This is a genomic window from Micromonospora sp. NBC_01796 (assembly GCF_035917455.1).
GTDB lineage: Bacteria > Actinomycetota > Actinomycetes > Mycobacteriales > Micromonosporaceae > Micromonospora_G.
In genome coordinates, this window is sequence record NZ_CP109078.1 from 341,756 (window position 1) to 365,316 (window position 23,561).

The 23,561-nt window shown below is 68.8% G+C and carries 29 protein-coding genes; 13 read left to right on the forward strand and 16 right to left on the reverse strand.

Features of this window, described 5'->3' with window-relative positions:
- Positions 1–18 precede the first annotated feature (18 nt).
- Together OIE47_RS01580 and OIE47_RS01585 are read right to left on the reverse strand one after the other, a co-directional pair.
- A complete protein-coding gene (locus tag OIE47_RS01580) occupies positions 19–309 on the reverse strand; it encodes a DUF1540 domain-containing protein (protein WP_326559669.1) in 291 nt (96 codons plus the stop codon).
- A gap of 99 nt (positions 310–408) precedes the next feature.
- Positions 409–1,458, reverse strand: coding sequence for a LacI family DNA-binding transcriptional regulator (locus tag OIE47_RS01585; protein WP_326559670.1), 1,050 nt, complete (start codon positions 1,456–1,458; stop codon positions 409–411).
- Between the two features lie 114 nt (positions 1,459–1,572).
- Between OIE47_RS01585 and OIE47_RS01590 the strand changes: the two genes are divergently transcribed.
- Positions 1,573–2,310 (forward strand): cupin domain-containing protein, encoded by a 738-nt coding sequence (locus OIE47_RS01590; RefSeq protein ID WP_326559671.1) that lies wholly within the window; start codon positions 1,573–1,575, stop codon positions 2,308–2,310.
- Between the two features lie 56 nt (positions 2,311–2,366).
- On the opposite strand, the gene OIE47_RS01595 is transcribed toward OIE47_RS01590, so the two are convergent.
- Together OIE47_RS01595 and OIE47_RS01600 are read right to left on the reverse strand one after the other, a co-directional pair.
- The gene (locus OIE47_RS01595) at positions 2,367–2,672 is read right to left on the reverse strand and encodes a hypothetical protein (RefSeq protein ID WP_326559672.1); all 306 of its coding nucleotides are present in this window, start codon (positions 2,670–2,672) and stop codon (positions 2,367–2,369) included.
- Positions 2,673–2,752: 80 nt separating this feature from the next.
- Positions 2,753–3,421 (reverse strand): NADPH-dependent F420 reductase, encoded by a 669-nt coding sequence (locus OIE47_RS01600; RefSeq protein ID WP_326559673.1) that lies wholly within the window; start codon positions 3,419–3,421, stop codon positions 2,753–2,755.
- 267 nt (positions 3,422–3,688) lie between these two features.
- On the opposite strand from OIE47_RS01600, the gene OIE47_RS01605 reads away from it, so the two are divergent.
- The 5 genes from OIE47_RS01605 to OIE47_RS01625 all read left to right on the forward strand — a co-directional run bounded on the left by OIE47_RS01605 (position 3,689) and on the right by OIE47_RS01625 (position 11,357).
- Complete coding sequence (locus OIE47_RS01605) at positions 3,689–4,657, forward strand: ABC transporter permease (protein WP_326559674.1); 969 nt, start codon at positions 3,689–3,691, stop codon at positions 4,655–4,657.
- Between the two features lie 62 nt (positions 4,658–4,719).
- Positions 4,720–5,724, forward strand: a complete 1,005-nt coding sequence (locus tag OIE47_RS01610) for an ABC transporter substrate-binding protein (RefSeq protein ID WP_326559675.1) — start codon at positions 4,720–4,722, stop codon at positions 5,722–5,724.
- 7 nt (positions 5,725–5,731) lie between these two features.
- Complete coding sequence (locus OIE47_RS01615) at positions 5,732–6,529, forward strand: ABC transporter ATP-binding protein (protein WP_326559676.1); 798 nt, start codon at positions 5,732–5,734, stop codon at positions 6,527–6,529.
- 116 nt (positions 6,530–6,645) lie between these two features.
- Entirely contained in the window at positions 6,646–7,731 is a 1,086-nt protein-coding gene (locus OIE47_RS01620) for a hypothetical protein (protein ID WP_326559677.1), read from the forward strand.
- A gap of 176 nt (positions 7,732–7,907) precedes the next feature.
- Complete coding sequence (locus tag OIE47_RS01625) at positions 7,908–11,357, forward strand: ThuA domain-containing protein (RefSeq protein WP_326559678.1); 3,450 nt, start codon at positions 7,908–7,910, stop codon at positions 11,355–11,357.
- A 73-nt stretch (positions 11,358–11,430) separates the two neighbouring features.
- Here OIE47_RS01625 and OIE47_RS01630 read toward each other — a convergent pair whose 3' ends face one another.
- Together OIE47_RS01630 and OIE47_RS01635 are read right to left on the reverse strand one after the other, a co-directional pair.
- On the reverse strand, positions 11,431–11,805 hold the full coding sequence (locus OIE47_RS01630; RefSeq protein WP_326559679.1) for a hypothetical protein: 375 nt from the start codon (positions 11,803–11,805) through the stop codon (positions 11,431–11,433).
- Positions 11,802–12,062: a hypothetical protein gene (locus OIE47_RS01635; protein WP_326559680.1), complete on the reverse strand. Its 261-nt coding sequence runs from the start codon at positions 12,060–12,062 to the stop codon at positions 11,802–11,804. Before OIE47_RS01635 ends, OIE47_RS01630 begins: the two co-directional genes overlap by 4 nt.
- Before the next feature lie 250 nt (positions 12,063–12,312).
- Here OIE47_RS01635 and OIE47_RS01640 point away from each other — a divergent pair, with 250 nt between their 5' ends.
- A complete protein-coding gene (locus tag OIE47_RS01640; protein WP_326559681.1) occupies positions 12,313–13,263 on the forward strand; it encodes an NAD-dependent epimerase/dehydratase family protein in 951 nt (316 codons plus the stop codon).
- 192 nt (positions 13,264–13,455) lie between these two features.
- On the opposite strand, the gene OIE47_RS01645 is transcribed toward OIE47_RS01640, so the two are convergent.
- Complete coding sequence (locus OIE47_RS01645) at positions 13,456–14,184, reverse strand: hypothetical protein (RefSeq protein WP_326559682.1); 729 nt, start codon at positions 14,182–14,184, stop codon at positions 13,456–13,458.
- Positions 14,185–14,384: 200 nt separating this feature from the next.
- On the opposite strand from OIE47_RS01645, the gene OIE47_RS01650 reads away from it, so the two are divergent.
- Together OIE47_RS01650 and OIE47_RS01655 are read left to right on the forward strand one after the other, a co-directional pair.
- A complete protein-coding gene (locus OIE47_RS01650) occupies positions 14,385–15,668 on the forward strand; it encodes a lipopolysaccharide biosynthesis protein (protein WP_326559683.1) in 1,284 nt (427 codons plus the stop codon).
- The gene (locus OIE47_RS01655) at positions 15,658–16,551 is read left to right on the forward strand and encodes an aminoglycoside phosphotransferase family protein (protein ID WP_326559684.1); all 894 of its coding nucleotides are present in this window, start codon (positions 15,658–15,660) and stop codon (positions 16,549–16,551) included. The genes OIE47_RS01650 and OIE47_RS01655 overlap by 11 nt, the downstream gene beginning before the upstream one ends.
- A 17-nt stretch (positions 16,552–16,568) precedes the next feature.
- On the opposite strand, the gene OIE47_RS01660 is transcribed toward OIE47_RS01655, so the two are convergent.
- From OIE47_RS01660 to OIE47_RS01675, 4 genes are all read right to left on the reverse strand, one after another.
- A complete protein-coding gene (locus OIE47_RS01660) occupies positions 16,569–16,994 on the reverse strand; it encodes an integrase (RefSeq protein ID WP_326559685.1) in 426 nt (141 codons plus the stop codon).
- 191 nt (positions 16,995–17,185) lie between these two features.
- Entirely contained in the window at positions 17,186–18,082 is an 897-nt protein-coding gene (locus OIE47_RS01665) for an IS3 family transposase (protein WP_326556611.1), read from the reverse strand.
- Positions 18,079–18,381, reverse strand: a complete 303-nt coding sequence (locus OIE47_RS01670) for a transposase (RefSeq protein WP_185755210.1) — start codon at positions 18,379–18,381, stop codon at positions 18,079–18,081. Before OIE47_RS01670 ends, OIE47_RS01665 begins: the two co-directional genes overlap by 4 nt.
- Before the next feature lie 255 nt (positions 18,382–18,636).
- Positions 18,637–19,146: a hypothetical protein gene (locus OIE47_RS01675; RefSeq protein ID WP_326559686.1), complete on the reverse strand. Its 510-nt coding sequence runs from the start codon at positions 19,144–19,146 to the stop codon at positions 18,637–18,639.
- Between the two features lie 440 nt (positions 19,147–19,586).
- On the opposite strand from OIE47_RS01675, the gene OIE47_RS01680 reads away from it, so the two are divergent.
- The 3 genes from OIE47_RS01680 (at position 19,587) to OIE47_RS01690 (ending at position 20,757) form a co-directional block, all read left to right on the forward strand.
- On the forward strand, positions 19,587–19,853 hold the full coding sequence (locus OIE47_RS01680; RefSeq protein WP_326559687.1) for a hypothetical protein: 267 nt from the start codon (positions 19,587–19,589) through the stop codon (positions 19,851–19,853).
- 77 nt (positions 19,854–19,930) lie between these two features.
- Positions 19,931–20,350, forward strand: coding sequence for a DddA-like double-stranded DNA deaminase toxin (locus tag OIE47_RS01685; protein WP_326559688.1), 420 nt, complete (start codon positions 19,931–19,933; stop codon positions 20,348–20,350).
- Entirely contained in the window at positions 20,347–20,757 is a 411-nt protein-coding gene (locus OIE47_RS01690; RefSeq protein WP_326559689.1) for an Imm1 family immunity protein, read from the forward strand. The genes OIE47_RS01685 and OIE47_RS01690 overlap by 4 nt, the downstream gene beginning before the upstream one ends.
- A 2-nt stretch (positions 20,758–20,759) precedes the next feature.
- On the opposite strand, the gene OIE47_RS01695 is transcribed toward OIE47_RS01690, so the two are convergent.
- The 5 genes from OIE47_RS01695 to OIE47_RS01715 all read right to left on the reverse strand — a co-directional run bounded on the left by OIE47_RS01695 (position 20,760) and on the right by OIE47_RS01715 (position 21,930).
- Positions 20,760–20,945, reverse strand: coding sequence for a hypothetical protein (locus tag OIE47_RS01695; protein ID WP_326559690.1), 186 nt, complete (start codon positions 20,943–20,945; stop codon positions 20,760–20,762).
- A 14-nt stretch (positions 20,946–20,959) separates the two neighbouring features.
- On the reverse strand, positions 20,960–21,163 hold the full coding sequence (locus OIE47_RS01700; protein ID WP_326559691.1) for a hypothetical protein: 204 nt from the start codon (positions 21,161–21,163) through the stop codon (positions 20,960–20,962).
- Positions 21,160–21,444, reverse strand: coding sequence for a hypothetical protein (locus tag OIE47_RS01705; RefSeq protein ID WP_326559692.1), 285 nt, complete (start codon positions 21,442–21,444; stop codon positions 21,160–21,162). The genes OIE47_RS01700 and OIE47_RS01705 overlap by 4 nt, the downstream gene beginning before the upstream one ends.
- Positions 21,445–21,466: 22 nt before the next feature.
- Positions 21,467–21,604: a hypothetical protein gene (locus tag OIE47_RS01710; RefSeq protein ID WP_326559693.1), complete on the reverse strand. Its 138-nt coding sequence runs from the start codon at positions 21,602–21,604 to the stop codon at positions 21,467–21,469.
- A gap of 173 nt (positions 21,605–21,777) precedes the next feature.
- Positions 21,778–21,930, reverse strand: coding sequence for a hypothetical protein (locus OIE47_RS01715; RefSeq protein WP_326559694.1), 153 nt, complete (start codon positions 21,928–21,930; stop codon positions 21,778–21,780).
- A 561-nt stretch (positions 21,931–22,491) separates the two neighbouring features.
- Between OIE47_RS01715 and OIE47_RS01720 the strand changes: the two genes are divergently transcribed.
- Positions 22,492–23,556 (forward strand): helix-turn-helix domain-containing protein, encoded by a 1,065-nt coding sequence (locus OIE47_RS01720; protein ID WP_326559695.1) that lies wholly within the window; start codon positions 22,492–22,494, stop codon positions 23,554–23,556.
- The last annotated feature ends 5 nt before the right edge of the window (positions 23,557–23,561 follow it).

Genomic DNA, 23,561 nt, shown 5'->3' on the forward strand with positions numbered 1-23,561 from the left:
CTTTCGTCGGGCCGTGGCTCAGGCCATCGTGAAGGTCTGGCAGTCGGCGGCGTCGAGTCCCGGTGCGACCGTGATCGCCGAGGCGTGACACTCGAGGCCCTGGTTGTGTTGGCACTCGGTCCGCTTGCACGCGCCGACCTGCGCGCTCGCCTCGTCGGTGCCGCCCTTGTCCGTGCTGTCGATGAACGTGTCGCACTGGGAGTTGCCGAGGCCGATCGTGATCGCGAAGGCGTGGCATCCGTCGTGGTTGTAGCCGCAGTCGCTGACCGAACAGTCCTGTACGCGCGGCATTTCCAACATCTGGGTCATGGTTTTTCCTCTCCCTATTTCCCCACACGTTAGAGCCGCCCACTGCGCGAGGCAGCCGGTTCGGCGAATCAAACGCTCGACCTATTCCGGGCACCCCTATTAATAAGGCTTGCCTTTCCTTATGCCGAAAAGAGCGGCTTCGGGCGGCGGCGCGGTGCTCTCCCGGCGGATCAGTTCGGCCGGTACCTGTTCGGCGTGGTTCGGCTCCGGGGGTTGCAGGGCGAGGGTCATGGCGCGGGCGCCCATGTCGGCGAGGGGGAGGCGGACGGTGGTGAGGGTGGGGGTGACGTCGCGGGCGATGGGCATGTCGTCGAAGCCGGTGATGCTGATGTCGTGGGGGACTTTGATGCCTCGGGTGCGTAGGAGGGCGAGGGCGCCGATGGCCATGGTGTCGTTGAGGGCGGCGATGGCGGTGAGGTGGGGTTGGGTGTCGAGGAGGTGGGCGGTGGCGGTGGCGCCGCCGGTGCGGTCGAAGTCGGCGTAGGCGATGTTGCGGGTGGGGAGTTTGTGGCCGTGGTCGCGGGCGGCGTGGCGGAGGCCGGTGAGGCGGTCGGTGGTGGTGGTGAGGTGTTTGGGGCCGGCGATGACGCCGAGGTGGGTGTGGCCGAGTGCGTAGAGTTCGGTGCCGATGAGGTAGCCGCCGGTTTCGTTGGCGGGGATGACGGCGTGGCCGGTGTGTTCGTGGCGGCCGATGACGGCGATGTGTCCGCCGGTGGCTTGGTAGACGCGGAGTTTGGCGTCGAGGGTGTTGGTGAAGGTTTCGTTGTGGTGGCCGCTGCCGGCGAGGATGATGGCGGCGGCTTGGTGGGCGCGGAGGAGTTCGACGTATTCGAGTTCTTTGTCGGGGTCGCGGTAGGTGTTGCAGATGATGACGAGTCGGCCGTGTTCGGTGGCGACGCGTTGGAGTCCGCGGGTGATTTCGGCGAAGTAGGGGTCGGAGACGTCGTGGACGATGACGCCGACGGCGGAGCGGTGGTTGCGGGCGAGTAGTTGGGCGTGCGCGTTCGGGACGTACTGGAGTTCCTCGACCGCGGCCAGCACCCGGTCGCGCAGTTCGGGGGCGACCCTGCGGGAACTGCGGCTGACGATCCGGGACACGGTCGCCGGAGACACCCCGGCGAGCCGGGCCACGTCGGCGAGTGTGGTCATCGGCGGCCTCCGTCCGGACCAGCCCCGGCACGCGTACGCGTTGACGCTCGTCAACGCCGGAGACTAGCGTCAGACGGGCCGCAGGAAAACCCTTTCCCATGAACGGTGGTCCCCATGACCGGCCAGCCCGCCACGTATCCCCTGCCCCTGCCCGGTGGAGTCGGTGTCTCCCGGCTGTGCGTGTACGACACCGTCGCACCGGACGGCGCGGTCGGCGGTACGCCACACCTGCACCTGTGCTGCGCCGAGGCGTACGTGGTGGCGGCAGGTACGGGACTCGTGCAGACCCTGACCCTGGACGGGTACGCCGAGACGCCGCTGCGTCCGGGTGCGGTGGTCTGGTTCGCCCCGGGGACGATCCACCGCCTGGTCAACCACGGCGGGCTGGAGATCGTCGTGCTGATGCAGAACAGCGGGCTGCCGGAGGCCGGGGACGCCGTACTGACCCTGCCCCCGGAGGTGCTCGCCGACCCGGCCCGGTACGCCGCCGCCGTGGCCCTGCCCGGAGGCGGTGCGCCCGGTGGTGACCCGGCTGCCGCGTACCGCCGCCGTGACCTGGCGGTGCGCGGCTTCGAGGCGCTCCGCGACAGCGCGACCGGCGGCGACCTCGCGCCCCTGCGGGAGTTCCACGCCGCCGCGATCCGGCTGGTCCAGCCGCAGCTCGACGCCTGGCGGGGGCGCTGGCGCGACGGTGCGTTGCGGGCGGCCGAGCAGACCGGTCGGCAGTTGGACTCGCTCGTCCGGGGTGAGGCGCCGCACCTGGCGGAGGCCGCCGTGTACGCGTTCGCCGAGCCGCGCGAGCAGGGGCGCCAGGGCATGTGCGGGCTGTTGAACACGTACCCGGTGCACTGAGTCGGGGTGTGGTTCCCACCCCGCTCTTGCCGGGGAGCGGGGTGGGAACACACGTCTCAGGCGGATCGTCGCCGACGACCGGAGGGCGGGTCGGGAATCCAGCCGAAGAAGCGGGTATCCAGCTGCCTCGTCGACAGCTCGGGCAGTTGCACCGCCGCCCGGTCCTGGAAGTGGCGCAGGTAGATGCGCAGTTTCACCGGCTCCCGCCGGTAGAGCACCAGTAGGCGCCGTCGGATGACCGGGCAGGGCCATTCCCTGCGGCAGTCCACGCAGCGCCACCGCTCGTCGTTCCGGTGTACGGCGGTCAGGTCGTCACTCTCGCCGCAGGTGTGGGTAACGTCCACAGTCGACGGACTCGTCATCCACTGTCACCTCCCGATGCCCATATCAACATCGGGACGGGGGCGGGCGACGCACCCGAGGTGCGTCGCCCACAACGGAATCAGGCGAGCAGGGCGCGGAGCGCGTCGGCGTCGAGGGGTACGCCCGACACCTGCCAGAAGTCGGTGCTCCCGCCGGCGTACGTTCCGCCGTACGCCTTGCTGCCGGGCTCGAAGCGGCGGCCCTCGGCGAGCGGGCCGGCGTCGACGGTGTCATAACCGATCGCGTCGAAGAACGCGGTCACGGTCGCCTTCGCCGCCGGGTCGTCACCGGCGATGGCCAGCGCGCTGCGGTCGGCGGCGCCCACCGGACGGGCCAGCTCCCGCAGGTGGGTGTAGTAGATGTTGTTGAACCCCTTCACCACCTTGGCCGCCGGCAGGTGCTGTTGCAGCAGCTCGCTGCTGGTGGTCGAGCCGTTGTCGAGCTCCGGGAACTTCCCGTCGCGGTCCGCGTAGTAGTTGTTCGTGTCGATCACTACCTTGCCCGCCAGCGGTTCGACCGGCACGTTGCGGTACGCCTTCAGCGGGATGGTGACGACCACCAGGTCCCCGGCCTCGGCCGCCTCGGCCGGCGTCGCGGCACGGGCCGCCGGCCCGAGTTCGTCGACGAGTTCCCGGAGCGTCTCCGGCCCGCGCGAGTTGCTCAGCACCACGTCGTAGCCGGCGTCGATCGCCAGCCGGGCGACCGTGCCGCCGATCAGTCCGCTGCCGATAAGTCCAACAGTTGTCATGTCTTGGGCCAACCCCGGCCCCGGCGGCGGCATTCCCCGAAGCCCGTGTCCCGTCCGCCACTCCCGGTGCCGGAGCCGACACACCCGTCACCATCGATAACAATCGCATCGATGATCGTTATGGGAAAGGCCTTGCCCAAACCAGGACAAGCCTTCTACTGTCCCGAGAAAGCGCTTGCCCGCCCCGAGCGCCAGCACCGCCCGTACACCCCCACACCGCCCTCGCAGCAGCCCGACGGGACACCCGACCACCGAGGAGGAGTGCCCGTGTCCGACCGCACCGTGGACGACGGCATCGATGTGGCCGCCCCGGTCCGACCGACCGGCGACACCGCCGAGGCCGGCACCGATCCGGCCCCGGCGGCCGACCGACCGGCCGGATCCGCCGCCCGTACCGGCGCGTTGTCACCGCCGGAACACCGTCCCCGCGCCCGCCGCAGCGTCGGCAGCCGGGTCGGTCGGCTGGCCGACGCGCTCTGGCGCCCGGCCCTGCTGCTGGCCGCCCTGTTCGCCGTCTGGTGGTTCGTCGCCGCCCGCGAGTACGTGGCGAACTACCTGGTCCCGACGCCGGGTCAGGTCTGGACCACGATGGTCGACCAGTGGTCGTTCCTGCTCCGCAACACCTACGTCACGCTCTACGAGACGGTCATCGGGTTCGTCCTGGCCGCCCTGCTCGGGCTCGGCACCGCGATCCTGATCGCCTACTCCCCCACCATGGAGAAGGCGCTCTACCCGATCGTGCTCTTCGCCCAGGTCATCCCCAAGATCGCGATCGCCCCGCTGCTGGTGGTCTGGTTCGGGGTCGGCTTCACCCCGAAGATCGTGCTGGCCGTACTGATCGCGTTCTTCCCGGTGGTGATCTCCGGCGTGGCCGGTCTGCGGTCGACCGACCCGGAGCTGATCGACCTCGCCGCCACCATGGGCGCCGGACCGTGGAAGACGTTCCGCCGGATCCGGTTCCCGAACGCCCTGCCGCACCTGATGTCCGGTCTCAAGGTGGCGGTGACGCTGGCCGTGGTCGGCGCCGTGGTCGGTGAGTTCGTCGGCGCCGACGAGGGCCTCGGGTACGTGCTGCTGCTGGCCAACGGGAACCTCGACTCGGCCCTGCTCTTCGCCGACCTGTTCCTGATGTCGCTGATCGGCATCGTGCTCTTCCTCGTCGTCGAGGTGGCCGAGGCACTGCTCATCCCCTGGCACGCCAGCCGCCGCTCCGCCGTACCGCTCACCACGTCCTGATCCCGGCCCACGGACACCACCCATCACCGCACCGTCCCGCGACCCACAGGAGGCGCACCACCATGAGACGTCTCGCGTTCACCGCCGCCGCGTTCCTGCTGCTCGGATCGGTAGCCGCCTGCGGCGGTGCCGACGACGACCAGCCCACCACCGCCGACGGCCGAAAGCAGGTCACGCTCACCCTGAACTGGGTCCCGTACGGCGAGCACGCGCCGTTCTACTACGGGCTGAAGAACGGCTTCTACGAGGCCGAGGGGATCGAGCTGGAAATCAAGCCCGGCGGCGGGTCGGGCAAGACCATCCAGGCGGTGGCCCAGCAGCAGACCGACTTCGGCTGGGCCGACACCCCGCCGATGCTCAAGGCGATCGCCACCGGCATGAAGGTGAAGAGCGTCGGGGTGTTCCTCCAGAAGGGACCGACCTCGATCGAGTTCCTCGCCGACAAGGGGATCAGCAAGCCGGCCGACCTCAAGGGCAAGACCGTCGGCGGCACGCCCGGCGACGCCATCTACGCCACCTTCCCAGCCTGGCTCAAGGCGAACGGGCTGGCCGAGAACGACGTCAAGGTGGTCAACCTGGACGCCGCCGGCAAGGTCGCGGCGCTGGCCGAGGGTCGGGTCGACGCGATCCAGGGCTTCTTCCACGACCAGGCCCCGACGATCGAGGCGAAGACCGGCAAGAAGGTCGACTACCTGCTCTATGCCGACTGGGGCATGAACATGCTCGGCACCGGTGTGGTGGTCAACGAGGCCACCCTGAGCAAGGACCCGGAGCTGGTCAGGGCGTTCGTCCGGGCCACCCAGAAGTCCTGGGCCGAGTCGGCGAAGGACATCCCGGCGGCCACCGACGCGATGGTGGAGCTGGCGGAGAACGAGCCGGCCAAGGACGTACTGGTCAAGCAGCTCACGCTGGCCGTACCACTGCTGGAGCTGACCGGGGGTGCGCCCGGGGTGAACCCGCCGGCGAAGTGGACCGAGACGATCGACCTGATGACCCGGTACGCCGAGCTCAAGGACGCCGGTGGGCCGGAGAAGTACTGGGACAGCAGCTACACCAGCCAGGGATGAGCCGAGGATGACCAGCGCCCCGAGCACCACCGCCACCGGCACCGCAGTCGAGCTGACCGGGCTGACCGTACGGTTCCGGTCCAAGCGGTCGCAGACCACGGCGGTCGAGGACGTGACCCTGCGGGCGGAGCCCGGTGAGTTCGTCACCATCGTCGGCCCCTCCGGCTGCGGCAAGTCGACCCTGCTCAAGATCGTGGCCGGGTTGGTCCGGCCGACCAGCGGGTCGGTCTCGCTGCTCGGGCGGCCGGTCACCAAGCCGCAGCGGGACATCGGGTTCGTGTTCCAGCGCGCGGCCCTGCTGGAGTGGCGCGGCGCCCGCCGCAACATCCTCCTCCAGGCGGAGATGCGCGGGCTGGACCGCAGGCAGGCCGCCCGCCGGGCCGACGAGCTGATCGAGCTGACCGGGCTCACCGGGTTCGAGGACGCCCTGCCGCACGAACTCTCCGGCGGCATGCAGCAACGGGTGGCGCTCTGCCGGGCGTTGCTGCACCAGCCCAGGGTGCTGTTGATGGACGAGCCGTTCGGTGCGCTCGACGCTCTGACCCGCGAGCAGCTCAACACCGAGCTGAACCGGATCTGGCGGGAGACCGGCACCACGATCCTGCTGGTCACCCACTCCATCGCCGAGGCGGTCTTCCTCGGCACCCGGGTCGAGGTGATGAGTCCCAGACCCGGCCGGATCGTCCGTACGCTCCCGGTCGACCTGCCGGTGGAACGCAACTACGCGGCGGTGATGTCCGACCCTCGGTTCGACCGGCTGTCGACCGAGATCCGGGAACTGCTGGGGGCGGGAGCCAACCACTGATCGCGCCGCTGGGCGGGCAGTCCGCCCAACTCGACCCGCCCCGGCGGTGGACCGCCGCCGCCGGGGCCTGGCTGGGGCTGGGTGCCGCCCCGGCCGCCCTCATCCTGGGCGCGGGCATGGCCGACCGGCATCACGGGGCGGTGCCCGTACTGGCGTTCGTGGGTGGGGCGGCGCTGATGGCGTTGCTGCTGTTCGGGCAGGGCGCCCTCGGGGTCCGGCCGCCCTACGGGGAGGGCGGGACGCTGACCGAGGTGGCGCCGCGTTACCTGCCGCCGGCCGGGCGGACCGTACTGAGCGTGGTGCTCGGGGTCGCCATGATCGGCTGGTTCGGCTTCAACGTCGGGTTGGGCGGGGCGTCGCTGTCCACGGTGCTCCGGCTGCCCGGACCGGTCGGCGCGCTGCTGCTGGCGGGGGCGGTGATGGCGGTGTCGTACGCCTCGCCCCGGCTGGGCAACCGGATCGCGGTGGCCACCACGCTGGCCGCCCTCGGCCTGGTCGCGGTCTGCGTGGCCCAACTGCGCCCGGCGTCCGCGCCGGTCACCCTGGCAGCCGGCGGCTGGTCCACCGCCGCCGACGTCGCCGCCATGACCGGGTACGTCTCCGTGTTCGCGCTGCGTGCCCCGGACTTCAGCCGGGGGCTCGCCAGCCGGCGTGACCTGGGCTGGTGCGTGCTGCTGCTGGTGGCACCGGCGGTGGCGGTCGGGGTGGCCGGGGCGGGGGTGTGGCTGCGCACCGGCTCGACCGACGTGGTGGCGGTGCTGGCCGGCACCTCCGGCGTCGCCGCGTACGGCAATCTTTTTGTCACCGCCGCCGTCTTCGCACCGGCTCTGACCACGACGTACTCCGGTGCCCTGGCGTTGCGTGGCGGTTGGCCGGCGCTGTCGTCGACGGCCGGGATGCTCATCGTCGCGGTGCCCGGCGCGGCGCTCGCCGCCGCCCGGTTCGACCGGCTGCTGCTGCCCTGGCTGGCGGTGCTCGCCGCGACCCTGCCGCCGCTGATCGTGCCGATGGCCACCGAGGCGTGGCGGCGCCGACGGGGGCGTCCGCCGAGGACGGTGCCGGTCTGGACCTGGCTGCCGGCGGGCCTGGTCGCGACCGGGCTGACCGCCGCCGGGCTGACGATCGCGGCGGTCACCGGGTTGGCGATCGCGGCCCTGGCCACCGCCGTGCACGTGGGTGCCGGCCGACCCCGAAGGCCATGATCGATTACCGCAATGCCAGAAAGGGCTTTCCCGTTTCTTTGCCGGTACGCGAAAACGTCCGGACCCAACGCCCGACCTTCACACATTGACCATTTCGGATTGGTTACGTACGCTTGATCCGTCGGCGGCAGGAAAGCGCTTTCCATTTATCCGTCCCTATTACCGGGAGCGCCTGCATGAGACGCTTACGATCCATCCCGATCGCCCTGCTCGCGATCACGGCCCTCGTCCTGACCATTGCCCCGGCTCCCGCATCGGCAGCGGCCCGGTTCCGGGTACTGGTCTTCTCGAAGACCACGAACTTCTACCACGACTCGATCCCGGCCGGTGTCGCCGCGATCCAGCAACTCGGTCTCACCCACGACTTCGAGGTCGAGGCGACCACCGACGCGGCCGCGTTCACCGACGCCAACCTGGCCCGGTTCGACGCCCTGGTGTTCAACAACACCAACTCCACCCCGGAGGCCGGTAACCTGCTCAACGCCGCCCAGCGGACCGCCTTCCAGAACTTCGTCCGGCAGGGCGGCGGCTGGGTCGGGCTGCACGCGGCGACCGCGAGCGAGCGCGACTGGACCTGGTACGAGGGCCTGGTCGGCACCATCTTCGACTACCACCCGGACTTCGGCTCCACCGGTGGCGTCTTCCCCGGTCGGATCAAGGTGCTGGACAAGGCGCACCCCTCCACCTCGTCCCTACCGGAACTCTGGGAACGCAGCGAGGAATGGTACAACTGGCGAACCAACCCGACCGGCAAGGTGCACACCCTCGCCCAGATCAAGGTCCGCGACGGGATCAACGGGTTGGACGAAGGCGTCGACCACGCCTATTCCTGGTGCCAGAACTATGACGGCGGTCGATCCTGGTACACCGCCGGCGGGCACGCCTCGTCGTCGTTCAGCGAGCCGAACTTCCTCAATCACCTGCGCGGCGGCATCGAATGGGCGGCCGGCGCGGTGCCCGGCGACTGCGGCGCCACCAAGGCCAGCAACTTCCAGCGGGTGCCCCTGGTCAGCGCCGATCTGGCCGACCCGTTCGAACTGGCCGTGGCGGCGGACCGGCGGGTGTTCTACATCCAGCGCACCGGCGCGGTGAAGGTGATCAACCAGAGCACGCTCGGCGTCACCACCCTGGTCGACTTCGCCTACACCCCGGCCCAGACCAGCCAGTCCGACGGGTTGATCGGGATGACCCTGGACAACAACTTCGCCACCAACAACTGGATCTACCTGCTCTGGTCGGACAAGACGCTCAACCAGCTGAACCTGTCCCGGTTCACGGTCACCGGCAACTCGATCGCCCTGACCAGCGAGAAACGGCTGCTCGTCATCCCCACCTACCGGGGTGAGGGGCGGGCGAACTCGCACATGGGAGGCTCGCTGACCATGGACCGCCAGGGCAACCTGTACGCGGCCACCGGCGACAACACCGACCCGTTCGACTCCAGCGGCTTCACCCCGATCGACGAGCGCAGCGGGCGCCGGGCCTGGGACGCGCAGGCCACCGCCGGCAACACCAACGACCTGCGGGGCAAGATCCTGCGGATCAAGCCGCAGGCCGACGGTACGTACACGGTGCCGACCGGCAACCTGTTCGCGCCCGGCACCGCCCGTACCCGATCCGAGATCTACGCGATGGGCATGCGCAACCCGTTCCGGATCACCGTCGACCCGATCACGAACGCGGTGCTGGTCGCCGACTACGGTCCGGACGCGACCGCCGCGAACCCGAACCGGGGGCCGGAGGGCACGGTCGAGTTCAACCGGATCACCTCCGCCGGCAACTACGGCTGGCCGTACTGCGTCGGCAACAACATCCCGTTCAACGACTACAACTTCGCCACCTCGACCTCGGGGGCGAAGTTCAACTGCTCCGCGCTGGTGAACAACTCGCCGAACAACACCGGCCTGACCAACCTGCCGGCCGCCCGCTCCGCGCTGGTCTGGTACGCGTACTCGGCGTCGGCGCAGTTCCCGGAGGTCGGCACCGGTGGCGGTGGACCGATGGGCGGCCCGTCGTACGACTTCGACCCGGCCAACACCCGCACCACCAAGTTCCCGCAGTACTACGAGGGCAAGTGGATCGTCTACGAGCTGACCCGCAAGTGGTTCAAGACGCTCTCCACGCACACCACCGCACAGACCTTCAGCAACTCCCGGTTCGGTCCGACCGCCGTCGGCGACCTCCAGTCGATCAACGGCGTACTCGGTGACTTCTCCTGGATCCAGCCCTTCGACGCCGAGTTCGGCCCCGACGGTTCGCTCTACGTGATCGACTTCGGGGCCGGCACCGGCAGCGGCCGGGGCGGCACCAACGAGGGCGCGGGCATCTACCGGATCGACTACGTGGCCAGCGGCCGACCGCCGGTGGCGAAGGCGAGCGTCAACCGGGACAGCGGGCCGGCCCCGCTGACCGTCAACTTCTCCAGCGCGGGTTCGGCGTCGGGCGACGGAAACCCGATCAGCTACGCCTGGGACTTCGACGGCAACGGCAGCACCGACTCCACCGCCGCCAACCCGACGTACACGTACACCAACCGGGGCAAGTTCACGGCCAGGCTGACGGTCACCGGCACAGCCGGTACGACCGCGGTGGCCACCACCGAGGTCACGGTCGGCAACACCCGGCCGGTGGTCACTCTGAGCGTGCCGAACGGCGGGTTCTTCGAGTTCGGGGACCGGGTGCCGTACACCGTGACGGTCACCGACCCGGAGGAGGGCACGATCGACTGCTCGAGGGTGATCGTGCAGACCCAGCTCGGGCACGACTCACACGCCCACCCGCTGGACAACTACACCGGTTGCTCCGGGGTGGCGGTCACCGACAGCAGCGCCGGTGACGGGCACGGTCCGGGCCAGAACCTGTTCACCCTGCTCACCGCCCAGTACACCGACGGCGGCGCGACCGGCGGGGTGCCGGCGCTGGTCGGCTCGACCCTGGTCGAGTTGCAGGTGAAGCCCAAGGAGGCCGAGCACTTCGACGGCTCCCACGCCGGCATCCAGGTGCTCGACCGGGCGACCGCAAGGGCCGGCAAGCGCCTCGGCGACATCGACCACAACGAGTGGGTCAGCTACGATCCGGTGAACCTCCAGGGGATCAGCTCGGTGACCGTCGGGGCCAGCTCCGGCAGCACCGGCGGAAACATCGAGTTCCGGTCCGGTTCGCCGACCGGGCAACTGCTCGGCACGGCCACCATCCCCAGCACCGGTGGCTGGGACAACGTCATCTCCCCCACCGTCAACCTGACCAACCCCGGCGGGACCATCAACCTCTACGCCGTCTTCGTCAACCCGGCCCAGGTCGGCGGCACGCCGGACCTGATGTCCGTGGACTGGTTGCGGTTCAACGGGGCCGGCGTCAAACAGGAGAGCGGTACGACGGTGAGCGTCGCCGCCACCCCCACCTCGGGGACGGCGCCTCGGACGGTCGCGTTCACCGGTAACGCCGTTGTCGCCCCGGGTCGGACCATCACCGACTACGCCTGGGACTTCGGCAACAACGCCGCGGTGGTCCACACCGCCAACGCCAGTCACACCTTCACCCGCAAGGGCAGCTACACCGCCCGGTTCACCGTGACCGACAGCAGCGGCGCCACCACGTCGGCGCAGGTCGTCATCACCGTCACCTGACGCACTCCGGTCGTGACGCCGGATCGGAACGGGGCAACCCGTCGAGATCCGGCGTCACCACCGCTGACGGTGATCAGATGGGGATGACGGGGAGCTGATCGACGTCGTCCCCGTACGCCTTCGGTTCCGCCGTGAGGACGTAGGTGGTGTGTGCCATGGCGGCGGCCAGGTCGACGCGTCCGAGGATGCGGGTCCATTCGACGAGGACGCGCCACTCGTCGTCAGGGGTGGTGGTGACAACCGCACAGACATGTTGGCTGAGCAGCAGCAGTCGCGGTGTCTGGTCGTCATCGGCGAGGCGGCTGGCCTCGGCCAGGCACACGGCGGGGATGGCGAACCGTCCGCCTTCGTCGACCACCTCGGCGATCGTTTCGCCGACCGCGATCGAGGTACGGGCGTAGGCGAGGATGGCCGAGGTGTCCAACACCAGTCGGATTGCCCCGGTCACGACGTTGTCCGGCCTACCTTGCGTACCTTGTCCCATCCAGCGGCGGTCATCCTGCCTCGGGCACTCTCGAGCCGCTCCCGGGCCTCACGGCGGCCCTCCTCGGTGAGGTGGAAGCCGTGTGTCGCCAGCAGGCTGGTCGTCTGCTCACGATCCATCCGCTCCCGGACAGCCTCGGCCACGAAGGCGGAGGCGTTCTGCTCTGCTTCGAGGCGCGCCGCGACATCGTCCGGGAGGCTCACGGTCACACGCTGAGTCATACTCGAAGCGTACCTTGTTCATACCCTGGCCGAACAGGGAAAACGCCCCCGACGCGCCGCGAGCTATCGACCCTCTCCCCGTCGCCCCACACCCGAGAAATGAGGGCTGCCGAGCATTTGATGATCATGGAAGGGTCCACGGTTAGCAGCCTTGCCGGGCGCCGCCCACTCATGCGGGAGTGATAATTGTCGTTCGCTTCGCCCTGACCGAGGCTTGACAAGCAGCCGGGTCCGGAGTGGACGATCAAGCGTGAGAATTCTTGTGGTGGGTGGAAGTGGCCTGATCGGTGCCCATGTCGTGGACGTGCTGCGCGAGCGGGGCCACGCTGTGACAACGGTGGCGCGTACCGCCCGTCCGGGTGTTGACCACCTGCTCGATCTTGAGTCCGCCTCGATCGACGACCTGCGACCACTGCTCGCCGGACACGACGGTGTCGTGTACGCCACCCGCTCGGACGAGCAGCGGCCGCTGCCCAAGCCGATCCTTCCGGCGTTCCGCCGGGACATCGTCGAGCCCGTGGTACGCCTGTTCACCGCGGCCCGCCTCGAAGGTCTCAGCCGTGGCGTGATCATGGGCTCGTACTACACCTACTTCGATCGACTGCACCCACAGTGGCGCCTCGCGGACCGCCACACGTACGTCCGATGCCGGCTGGAGCAGGCCCTGGAGGGACGGGCCGCCGCTGGTCCGGAACTACCGGTTGCCGTACTCGAATTGCCCTTCATCTTCGGTCGGGCCGGCGACCGGCTGCCGAACTGGGCCGGTCCGCTGGACCGTTGGGCAAAGTCCCGTTCGCCGCTGGTCGCTCCCGTCGGCGGGAGTGCGGCGGCGGCGGCGCGCAGCGTGGCCGAGATCGCGGTCGACGCCCTGGAAAAGGCCAGCGGTGCGGACATTCCGGTCGCCGACGAGAACCTCACCTGGAACGACATGATCACGCGGATCGCGGAGGCGGTCGGTCGACCCCGCCGGGTCGGTCGCCTGCCCGCCGGAGCCGTACGGGCGTTCCTGCGATTCGGTGGCAGGATGCAGGCCCTCGGCGGCAAGGAATCGGGCATCAACCCCAGCTACTTCGGTGATTTGCTGACCACTGAGCTGTTCATCGAACCGACGACCGGCCGCCCACTGGACCCGGCGCTCCGCGAAACCTTCGCCGACACCGCGTCGGAAACGCAGCACGACCGGGTGCCGCCCTCGGCCTAATCCGAGTATCTCCGAACCTCCGCCGATGCCCGCACCACCGATTCCCTCGACGATCTTGCAGTTGTGGCGCCCGGATCAGGGCACTCATCCGGATTTGTGCCCCACCACAACTGCAAGATCGTCGCCCAGCCTCGGCCATTCCTCGGCGATGCGCAGGTGGGTGCCGCGATCCGGAGCCGACCGTGATCCCGTTCAGGCTGGTGTCGTCCCGCCGCCGAGGGCAACTGTCAAACGTTCCGACCCACCGTCATCGTCGAACGCCAGCGTCAGCGTGCGCGCCTCGTCCGGAGCGCCGGGTTCGAAGACCACGGTTTCCATCCACAGCCCTCCGCGCCGTTCTACGCTGCCGCTGCGGGACCGATACTGCGTTCCCGCATCGTCCCACCCGCGCCACCGTTTCAATCGGACCTGCATCCTGTCCAGCGAACCCGGATCGCGGGTGTCGGTGCCGGCATACGCCAGCCTTACCACGAACATCGTCGACCAGCGTTCCAGGCTGATCAGAGTGGCGGGCACCGCATCAGGCATTGGCGTGCGACCGGCCAGCGAGATCACCTCCCGCAACTGAGCAGGGTCGACAACCGGCTCCTGCCACTGCGCGCGTTCACGACCGTGCTGCAACACCAACTGTTGCCGGGCCTCGACCGGCAGAGGCGCCCAATGAGCGGGCGATACCCGGCCCTCGGCCGACGCGCGCGTCTCTACGCGGGCCAACCGGCCACGTCGCTCCAGTTCCTGATCCAGACCGGCGAGGATGCGTTCCATCTCCTCCTGAGCCAGGGCGCCGGCCGCCACCAACCCGATCGCCACTCCGCGGACCTCCGAACGGTCCAACGTCAGGCGACGCCCTTCCGGCGGCTGACCATGACCGGCCGCCAGTCGATCGGCAACGTACTTCTCCAGGTACGCTCGTCCCTCCATCCGCCCATCATCCGCGCGCACCCGAGCCAACCCGGCAAAGGGCACCTGGCCCAGCCCACCGCCACAACCAAATCAGGTGCACACACATGTCGTGATCTGCGCGCATCCTCCATCGCCGAACCGTGATCGCCGCGCCTACGGTGGTGTGGCCACCCGTATTCACGTCACCGGCTGGATCGGCGCTGCGTAGAGTACGGATCGTGCAGACCACGGCCGGCGTGCCGATACAGGACGCCGAAGCCACCACCATTCGCCCCACGGAACCGGAGCGCGGCTACCGGGCACTGGCCCGGAACTCGGCGATCGCGGCCGGGGCCGTCATCGCCAATGGACTGCTGAGCGCAGCGATCCTGGCGCTGTGTGCGGCGTTCGGGCAGACGGACGAGATTGCCGCGTACACGGTGATGACGTCGGCCCTGTCGTTTGTACTCATCGTCGCCAGCGGCGGATCGGCCCTGCTCTACCTCAACGGCACCGAGGAGCAACGCACCCTCGTACGCAGCCAGTGGACGCTGGTGGTCGTACCCGGCATGCTGCTCGGCGCGGTGGTGATCGCCGAGTTCTACGCCCGCCGGGGCTACAGTGCGACCGCGCTGGCGGCGGCGGGTGTGGTGACGCTCGGCAACGGCCTCGCCCAGCTCCAGATCGCCGACTTCAGCCGACGGATGCGGTTCCTGACCACCGCGGTGCTGATGTCGGCCAGCAAGGCGGCATCGCTGGTCATGGTGCTGTTCGGAGTACCGCTCACCATCGCGCTCGCCACCGCCGGGCTGGCGCAGCTCGTTGTCGGGGAGCTGATCCTCGGGCAGGACGGTTCGCTGCGGCGCGCGCGGTTCCGGGAAATCTCACTGCGGCGTGCCTTCGCGGGATACCGCTCCAGCCGGCATCTCTTCGGCTTCTCCCTCGGTGACCTGTACGTGACACGGCTCGCCACGCTCGTACTGTCACTGGTAGCGACGCCTGCGCTGATGGGCAGCTACGGGGCGCTCGTCACCGCCTATCAGGCCATCGGTGGCGTCGTACAGTCGGCGTTGCAGGTGCCGATGGTGGCGCGGACCCGCAGCCGCCTGGGTCTCGACGACTCGACGCATCCGGCGCACTTCTCGGTCGTGGTCGCACTAGTCTGCGCGATCCCGATGGCGGCGGGCGTCGCGGTGCTCGCGCCCTGGCTCACCGGCACGGTGCTCTCCCTGCCGCATTCGGAAGCTGCCGGCTGGCTGGCGCTGTTCATGCTGGCGCTGCCGTTCATGGCGGTCAGTCGGGCCCTGATGTTCGACTGGATCGGGGACGGCGACTACGGCCGGGCGACGAGGGCCATGGGCGTACTCGCGGTGCTGTTGACCGTCGCCGTCGCGCTCGGCGTACCCAGGTTCGGACCGCTCGGCGCGGCCGCCGCCACGGCGGCGGCGGAGGTGTCCGCCCTCGTCGTGATCCTGCTGATCGCCCGTCGCGTCAGGGCCCCGGGACCGCGCGATGTCGGGTGATTTCACGACGACGGTGCTCGACAGGTTCGGTGTCATCGGCCAGGCGTCGGTGGCGCGGATCGAGTCCCGGTCCGCCGCAGGGGTCGGTGCCGTACGCACGCCCGACGGGCAGGACGCCTACCTCAAGGTCACTCCCGCTGCCCTGGGGCGGCAGGCACTGGCAGCGGCTCGGCGGGAACTCGCCTTCTACCGGTACGTGGCACCGGTCGCGCCGTTGCGTACGCCGAGGCTTCTCGATTCGATAGATATCGAGGTCGGCGTGGCTGTGCTCCTTGAGGCGGCCGGCGAGACCCGGGCGGTTGCGTCATGGACTGACGGCATGTGGGCAGATCTTGGTCGGGAGCTTGCTGCCCTGCACAGCATGCCGCTACCGGAGGGTGCGGGCTGGAACCGCCCCGATGCACTCCACGAGGCACTGGTCAACCCGGACCTGGACGGGATCCACGACTTCTGGGCCGGCGTGCTTCCGCAGCTTGCCGACCTCGTCGCCCGACGCGTCGAACTCGAAGAGGACCTCGGAGCACTGCCGCCGGTCTTCGTCCACGGCGACTGCCACACCGACAACATCGTGCACTCCGCCGGGTCGCTGGTGTTCTGTGACTGGCAGGCGGCCGGCATCGGACGGGCCGTATCCGACCTGGCCTTCCTCAACGTCCGTGCCACACCTGCCGGGGTGACCGTTCCGCAGGCCCTGATCGACACCTACCTGGAACATCGGCCGTACGATCGCCACGCACTCCGGCGTGCACTGCTGGCCGAGGAACTCGCGATCCTCGTCTTCCTGTGGCCGCCCTTCGCCGCGTTCAACAGCCCGGCGGGAATCAACCGGATCCGCCGGAGAGCGCGCGAGCTAGCGGAGCAGTGGTTCGAAACACTGGCCTGAGAGACCGACGATGCCCCTCAGGCTCGTTGACGAGCCTCGTAGGCGGCGATGACCCTGGCCGTGGGGTCGGCACTTTCCGGCGTACGCAGACGGTCGGTCAGCAGGAATCCGGGCAAGGTAAAACCGGCGGCATGCTCGCGCTCGGACAGCAGGAACGTCCCGCCCCGCAGCTCCGGCTGCCAGCCGTGTTCCAGCCCGTAGCTGATGATCGTCCGTAGGTCGGCGGATGTGGGGTAGGAGCCGTCCGTCGCACACATGCTCCACGGTGACGGCCAGGCGTCCGACAGCAGATCCGCGTCGAGTGCCCGGCTGGTCTTGCCTGCACCCCAGACCCGGACGCGGATGCACCGGTGGCAGTCACCTGCGCCCCGCACGTGATGAATGTTCGCCCGCCACACGAAGGTCCGCGCGCCGACCCGTATCTCCCGCAGCCGATTCCGCATGTGAGTCACCCCCCGACGGATCTTGCCCGCTTCCCCGCGCCCCCGCCAACGTATTTGCTGGCGGCGCCGCGACGGATCACTGCGCAAGTGCGACCCAGTACGTCTGCTTGTGGCCACGCCGCTCCATCAGCTCGGCCAGCGCGTCTGGGCTTGACCCGTTTCGACGGACAGGGTCGTTGTGTTGATCTTAGTTAGGCGGCTCGGTCGATCGGTAGCGGTTGTGAGCTGGTGGTCTCGAAGGCCGCAGGGCTGAGGTAGCCGAGGGTTGAGTGTCGGCGGCGGGTGTTGTACCAGCCCTCGATGTATTCGAATATGGCCTGGCGGGCGGCTTGGTGGGTGGGCCAGGCCTGGCGGTGCAGGAGTTCGGTTTTGATGGTGGCGAAGAACGACTCGGCGACTGCGTTGTCCCAGCACTGTCCGCGCCGGCCGACGGACAGGCGGATGTCGTGACGGTGTGCCAGGCGGGTGTGCTGGGCGCTGACGTATTGCGTGCCACGGTCGGAATGAAACACCAGCCCGGGCTCGGGTCGGCGGCGTGCGACAGCGTCGGCGAGGGCGGCGTCGACCAGGTCGGTCTTGAGGTTGTCGGCCACGGCCCAGCCGACGACCCGGCGTGATGCGAGATCGATGACAGTGGCCAGGTAGAGCCAGCCCTGCCACGTGTTGATGTAGGTGATGTCGCCGCACCAGCGGGTATCGATTACGCCAGGATCAACACGGAAATCGCGGCCGACCAGGTCAGGTCGGAGCCCGGCGGCCGGATCCGGGATTGTGGTCGTGCGCCAGCGGCGTGGGCTCTTGCCGGCGAGTCCGGCGATGCGCATCAGCCGGGCGACGCGTTTGCGGCCGTGCCGTAGCCCCTGTTCGGTGAGGTCAGCGTGGATCCGCGGCGCCCCGTAGGTGCCCTTGGACCGTTCGTGCAGCACGGTGATCTTGTCGGTGAGCCGGGCATCGACCCGCTCGCGCTGCGACTGGGTGCCGGTTTTCTGCTGGTAGTAGGCGGATCGGGAGACCTCGAGCAGTTCGCAGGCACGTTTAACGTTGTGCTTGCCGGCCTGCTCCGCGGCGATGAACGGGAAGACGTTCACCGGGTCTCCTTCGCGAAGAAAGCCGTTGCCCGTTTGAGCACATCGACGTCTTCGCGCAGCCTGCGGTTCTCTTTGCGCAGCTGTGCGAGTTCGGCCCGTTCGTCGGTGGTCAGCCCATCGGCGCGGACGCCGGTGTCGAGTTCGGCCTGCTTGACCCACTCACGCACTGCCGTCTCGGTCAGGTCGAAGTCCTGGCTGACCTGCCGGAGCGTGCGGTCACCACGCTGACACAACTCGACGATCTCGGCCTTGAACTCCGGCGTGAACGAACGCCGAGGCCGCGGCCGCTTCTTTCCCATGCTCTCCATGATGCTGGACATCCTCCCGGAGACCCCAGGTCCCCTGATCTCGGATGTCCGTCAAAACGGGGCAGGCCCAGTCGGCATCCGTACGGGACTCCCGTCGCGCAACCTCGAAGCGGTTCCCGTTGTCGTCCTGGCGCCAGACCACCCACGACCCTTCCGGAAGCGTCGGCGCAACGTCGTCCTGCTCCTGGTCTCCTGACACCACACCTCGATCCTTCACCGGAGCTTCAACCACCGCAGGCCGGCGGGCTACCGGACACCGTCGTCCGCTGCCCCGGATCGCAACCGGTGCTGAATCGCGGTTTCGAGTTCGCTGGGAAGACGGAACCAACCGGCCGCCGCGAGCAGTCGGTGTCGCGGGTTGTGCTGATAGGAGCCGGCAACGGGTTGGCCGTCACGGACCTCGATCGAGCCGATGATGTCCTCCGGCGGCACTCGCCCGCCCGGATCCTGCGTACGTTCGTCCAGCAGGTAGAAGTAGCCGGCGCTTTGGAGATCGGCCCGACGCCGAATGTCGGCGCAGCGGTTGACGTTCTCGAAGATGACCCTCGACAGCAGCCGGAGAAAGGGACCGCTCTCCCGGACATCGACAGGCTCCAGGTCGTACGGGTCCGCTCCCTCGCGGACGACAGCCATCACCGCCTCAGGATGCAGGCCGTGCCGAGACACCCAGTCGGCCTCCAGCAACGACACGACCTCTCGCTCACCGCCGCCGAAGTCCAACCGGTAGCGGTACACCTCGCGATCATGTCCGGCCACGTACACACGCTATCCGTGCCGAGGGTCAGCACGAAGCCCCACCGTCAGCGGGACACTCGACCCGCCGAGCGCCCTCGGCTCCTTGATCGTCAGATGCTCAGCCTTGTGACACGCCGCGAAAAAGACAGCTAAGCATCTGACGATCATGGAGACACTCAAGGAAGCACAGTGACGCCAAGGTTCCATACGGCCAGGGCGGGGAAATCGCCGAGCCGATCGGGACCGAGGGTGACGCCGCGCTAGGTTGGGCGTCGCACCGATGACCTTGCCAAGGTCATTGGCTCGCAGATCCGCACCCCTTAGGTCACACGTGTCGAACTCCAGCTTGCTCAGCCGACAGTCCCAAAGCACAAGTTCCCGTAGGCCGCAGTTCGTCATGCTCATTCCGATAAGTCCGTATCGACAGTAGGCTATCTATTTGTGAGCCTCAGGTGGCGTCCGTGAGCCTTGCCGAGATCGCCGCCGGGCTCAGGGCCGTGCTCGAGCAGATCAAACGCCAGCGCGCCGTCCTGGCCGCAGCGCGATCCTCGGTCCGTGAGGAGTACCAGCGCTTACTAGCCATCAGCACGGGAGCCAACCACGCCCTGGTCCATCGAGCGCTCACTGCGGCGAGCACTGCCATCGAGCGGGTCCACAACGCCGACCAGCAACTCGCCGTCGTGCCGTCGCAATCAGCGAGTACGGGCAGATCATCGGTATTGACCTAACCTCGGCCAGCAGGGCGACACCATCCACCACGCCCCCCACTGGAGCGCCCCCTCACATAGCCGAACCCTCTCCCGCAATGCCCGCAACACCCTCGCCTCCGCCATCCTGGCTGGCGGACGCCGCCCGCACCCTGCCGGCGCGGCAGCCAAAGGACCCTACCCACGGTGTCGCGGTCATCGACGGCAGGCAGATCCCGATGATCCGATCCGGCCGAGAGGCCGAGGCCGCCGCCGACTTGAAACCGGCGTACCGGCTCATCGCTACGACCACCGACCACGTCGAGGCGAAACTAGCCGCCCGAATGCGCCGCGAACATGCCACCGAGGCGACCCTGCTGGTCAACAACCCGCCCTGCGAGTACACGCCGTACGGCTGCGAACAGATACTTCCCCGGCTCCTGCCCGCCGGCACTCGAATGACCGTGTATGTGCGCAATGATGACGGACAGGTACGGCACTGGCGGACCTACGTCGGCAACGGAAAGGCAATCGCATGAACCTCACGTGGGCCTACGACCGAGGCGACTACCGCGACAGCCACGAGACCGCCGTGACCGACCCCCGCGAGTTGGAGAAGGTCCTCCACGACATTCAGGAGCAACGGGAGCCCGTCGTCGTCACCATCTATGCGGACGCGCCGGTCGACCCGGACGACCTACCGCCCGGCCTACAGATCGGCCTCGGGCACGCCGAGCACGCCTTCGCCGTGCACATCACCGAAGACGGCGGCTACCTCGCCGACCCCCAGGTCAGCCCACCTCCCCGCCCAATCTCCTTCGACGTGGCAGGCGTACCGACGGAGGTGCCGCCGGAGCACCTGACGCTACGGCCTGACAGCGCCGTGTCCGCCGCCCTGGCCTTTCTCGCGAGCAACGGCCAGAGCGCCGGGTTCCGAGCCGCCTGACGCTACGGGGGAACCGACTCCCTGGCTCGAACCGCGATCGCCCACGACAGTTGCGGGCAGCCTGTTGGGGTGCACTGGCGGCAGGTGCCGGGCCGCCAGGTGTTGCCGCCGGGTTGGTGTTGCTGCCAGGTCAGGTCGGCAGACGTACGGATGACTTCGGGGTTGATCGGCTCCAGGTTCCGACTCATCGCGGCGGCTCCGGCTAGATCGGGTGTACGCGGTCGTGGGAGCCGTCCGGCTGGACGATCGTGAAGCGCCCCTCGGGTGCCAGGTCGGTCATCAGCGCGGCCAGCCGCAGCGCGAAGTTGATCGCATCGGTGCGGTTGGTGTGTATCGCGGCGAGTTTGGTCAGCGCGGCTTCGGCCGCCGGAGTCAGGTTGACGGTGACCTTGGTAAGTCCGCTCATCGCGTACGCCGTGCCGGAACCCAGCCGATGAAGCGCTCGTAGAGAACGCGTGGGTCGGGTGGCTGTCCGATGGCCGGGTCGATCGTGTAGAGGTCATCGAGCGCTTCGACGAACTGTGAAGCGAGGAACAGGGTCAGGTTGATCGTCTTGTCGCGGTACCCGTTGGTCAGGTCGAGTCGGGCGTCGGCGCACGGCCACGGATAGGCGTCGATTCGGCAGATCCACAGCGGGCGCAGCGGCAGGTGCAATGCGGCGGACGGCTTTGCCCCACTCCCCCTCATCCTTCGACCGTCCCGAGTTCGGTCATCGGCGGTCGCCGCCTGGTCGGCGTACCCGATAACCGAGCTGCTGCCCGTAGGTGAGCAACGGCCCGGCGTGCACGGTCGGCGCCGCCGCCCACCCCGGAGGCGGCACCGCGCTGCGCCCGGACGCGGCCGGCACCGGCACACTCCGCCGCGCCGCCCACGGCCACAGGCGACACCACCAGCGGCGGAACCCCCCGGTCGGGCGGGTGCGCGTCGGTTGCGCGGGACGAGGCCCGTCGGAGCGATGCCGCGGCCGAAGCAGCGCCACGTCCGACTCGGCGTGATTCCGGCGTACGCCGTAAAGCCCGGTCACGACCGATCCTCCTGCTCGGCGGCCATCATCTCCGGATCGGCCAGGCGGCTGTGCGCTCCCCGGAGCCGCCCACAGTCGCCGGGTTCGATGCAGTAGTCACACAACCTGCCACCCTCGTGCGCGGCGACAACATTGCGGGCCTGCTGCATCAACGCAGGCCAAAGCGACCGGCTGTAGGTGAGACGGATCGGGTTCGACTCGCTCATACCGACCGCCAGTGCGACCCACGGTTCTCCGGCCACCTCGCCCGGGTCCCGGCCCGCTGGACGGCAACCGGCTCCTCACCGCGTACGGGCCTCGCCTCGGCACCATCCGGCACGGCCGCCCTCAGATAACCACCGGACCGACCCCCGTACTGCGTCGCCGGCCCCACCCGATCAACGGCACCACTTGAGGTAGCGGCTCGGGACCACTTCAAAGAAGTGAACGAACCTCTGCGAATGGTTCGCGGCTGCGACAGAGAGTCCCCATCCGACCATGATCGAAAATATCGCCACCAGCGGCGGGTAAAACGCATCAGGGCACCTCCTCAGCGTCGGGCGGCAGGCCGATATCGGGGAAAATTGATGTCTGCCCTCTCACGTCCGGCTCGCTCGTCCGGGTCCATGACGGACGGTCCAGAACGGTCGGGCTACGCTCAGTTTTGTGAGCAGAGCACTACGCTCGGAAGGCAATCGATGCTTTCAGGACCTTTCAAGAAGGGGCACCCGGTGAGCGATCTCGGCGCCCAGCTACGGCAAGCTCGGACAGAGGCCAGCGTCACGTTGGCCTACATCGCGACCCGCTCCTGCTACTCGGCAACGCACCTGAGCAACGTCGAGGCAGGACGCCGGACCGCGACGGACGATGTCGTGCTCGCCTACGCGCGGGCGTTGGGAGACGCGGACGTGAACCGAAGGCAGGTGCTCGCGGCAGGCTTGGTCGGCCCCGTCGCGGCCAGTGAGCTGATCCGAACCGGCTTCAGCGCCGCGCTCGTCGGACGAGGCGCCGAGGAAGACTGGCGGGAGCGAGTCGCCCAGTACGGCCGCGACTACATGGAGATCGGCGCGGACGCCCTGCAACACCGGCTCGCTGGCGACCTAGTGGTCATGCAGCAGCACCTCGACACTCCCGTGATGTGGGCGAACGCGGCGCGAGCGCTCGCCGTCTACGGCAAGACCACGAAGGATCCCCGCGAGGCGATCAGGTGGTACGACCTCGCCGCGACAGCCGCCGACCGCTCCGAAGATCTCGGCGTCCGGGTATGGGTCCGGGGCCGAGCCGCAATCGCCCTCGCGTACGAAGGTGCCGTACTGCCCGTCGCAAAGCGCTACTCCGACGAGGCGATCGGACTGTCTGACGCGCCCTCGCTCGGGCGTCTCAACGCACTGATGGCACGGGCACACGTCGCGGCCGGGCGAGGCGACCTGACCGGGGCGGTTTCCTCGGACGAGGACGCACAGAGGGTGTTCGACCGAGTCGCGTCCGACGAACTGGTGTCCGACTTCGCGGTACCGGCCTGGCGAATGGCCACGTTCCGTTCGATGCTCTACGCCCGGCTCGGGATCGTCGGTCCGGGCGCCGAAGCACAGGACGAAGCCGATCGACTGAGGCCAGCCGCTCTGACCCGCTTCGCGACGCATATCGAGCTGCACAGAGGTCTGATGATGGCCAAGGCCGGCGACAAGGCCGGCGGCGTCACGCATGCCCGGCGAGCCTGGGCAGCGCTGCCAGCGGATCGACGCTCACAGACCCTCGGCCTCGTGCTCCAAGAGGTCGAACGAGCAGGCCGGTAACCAGC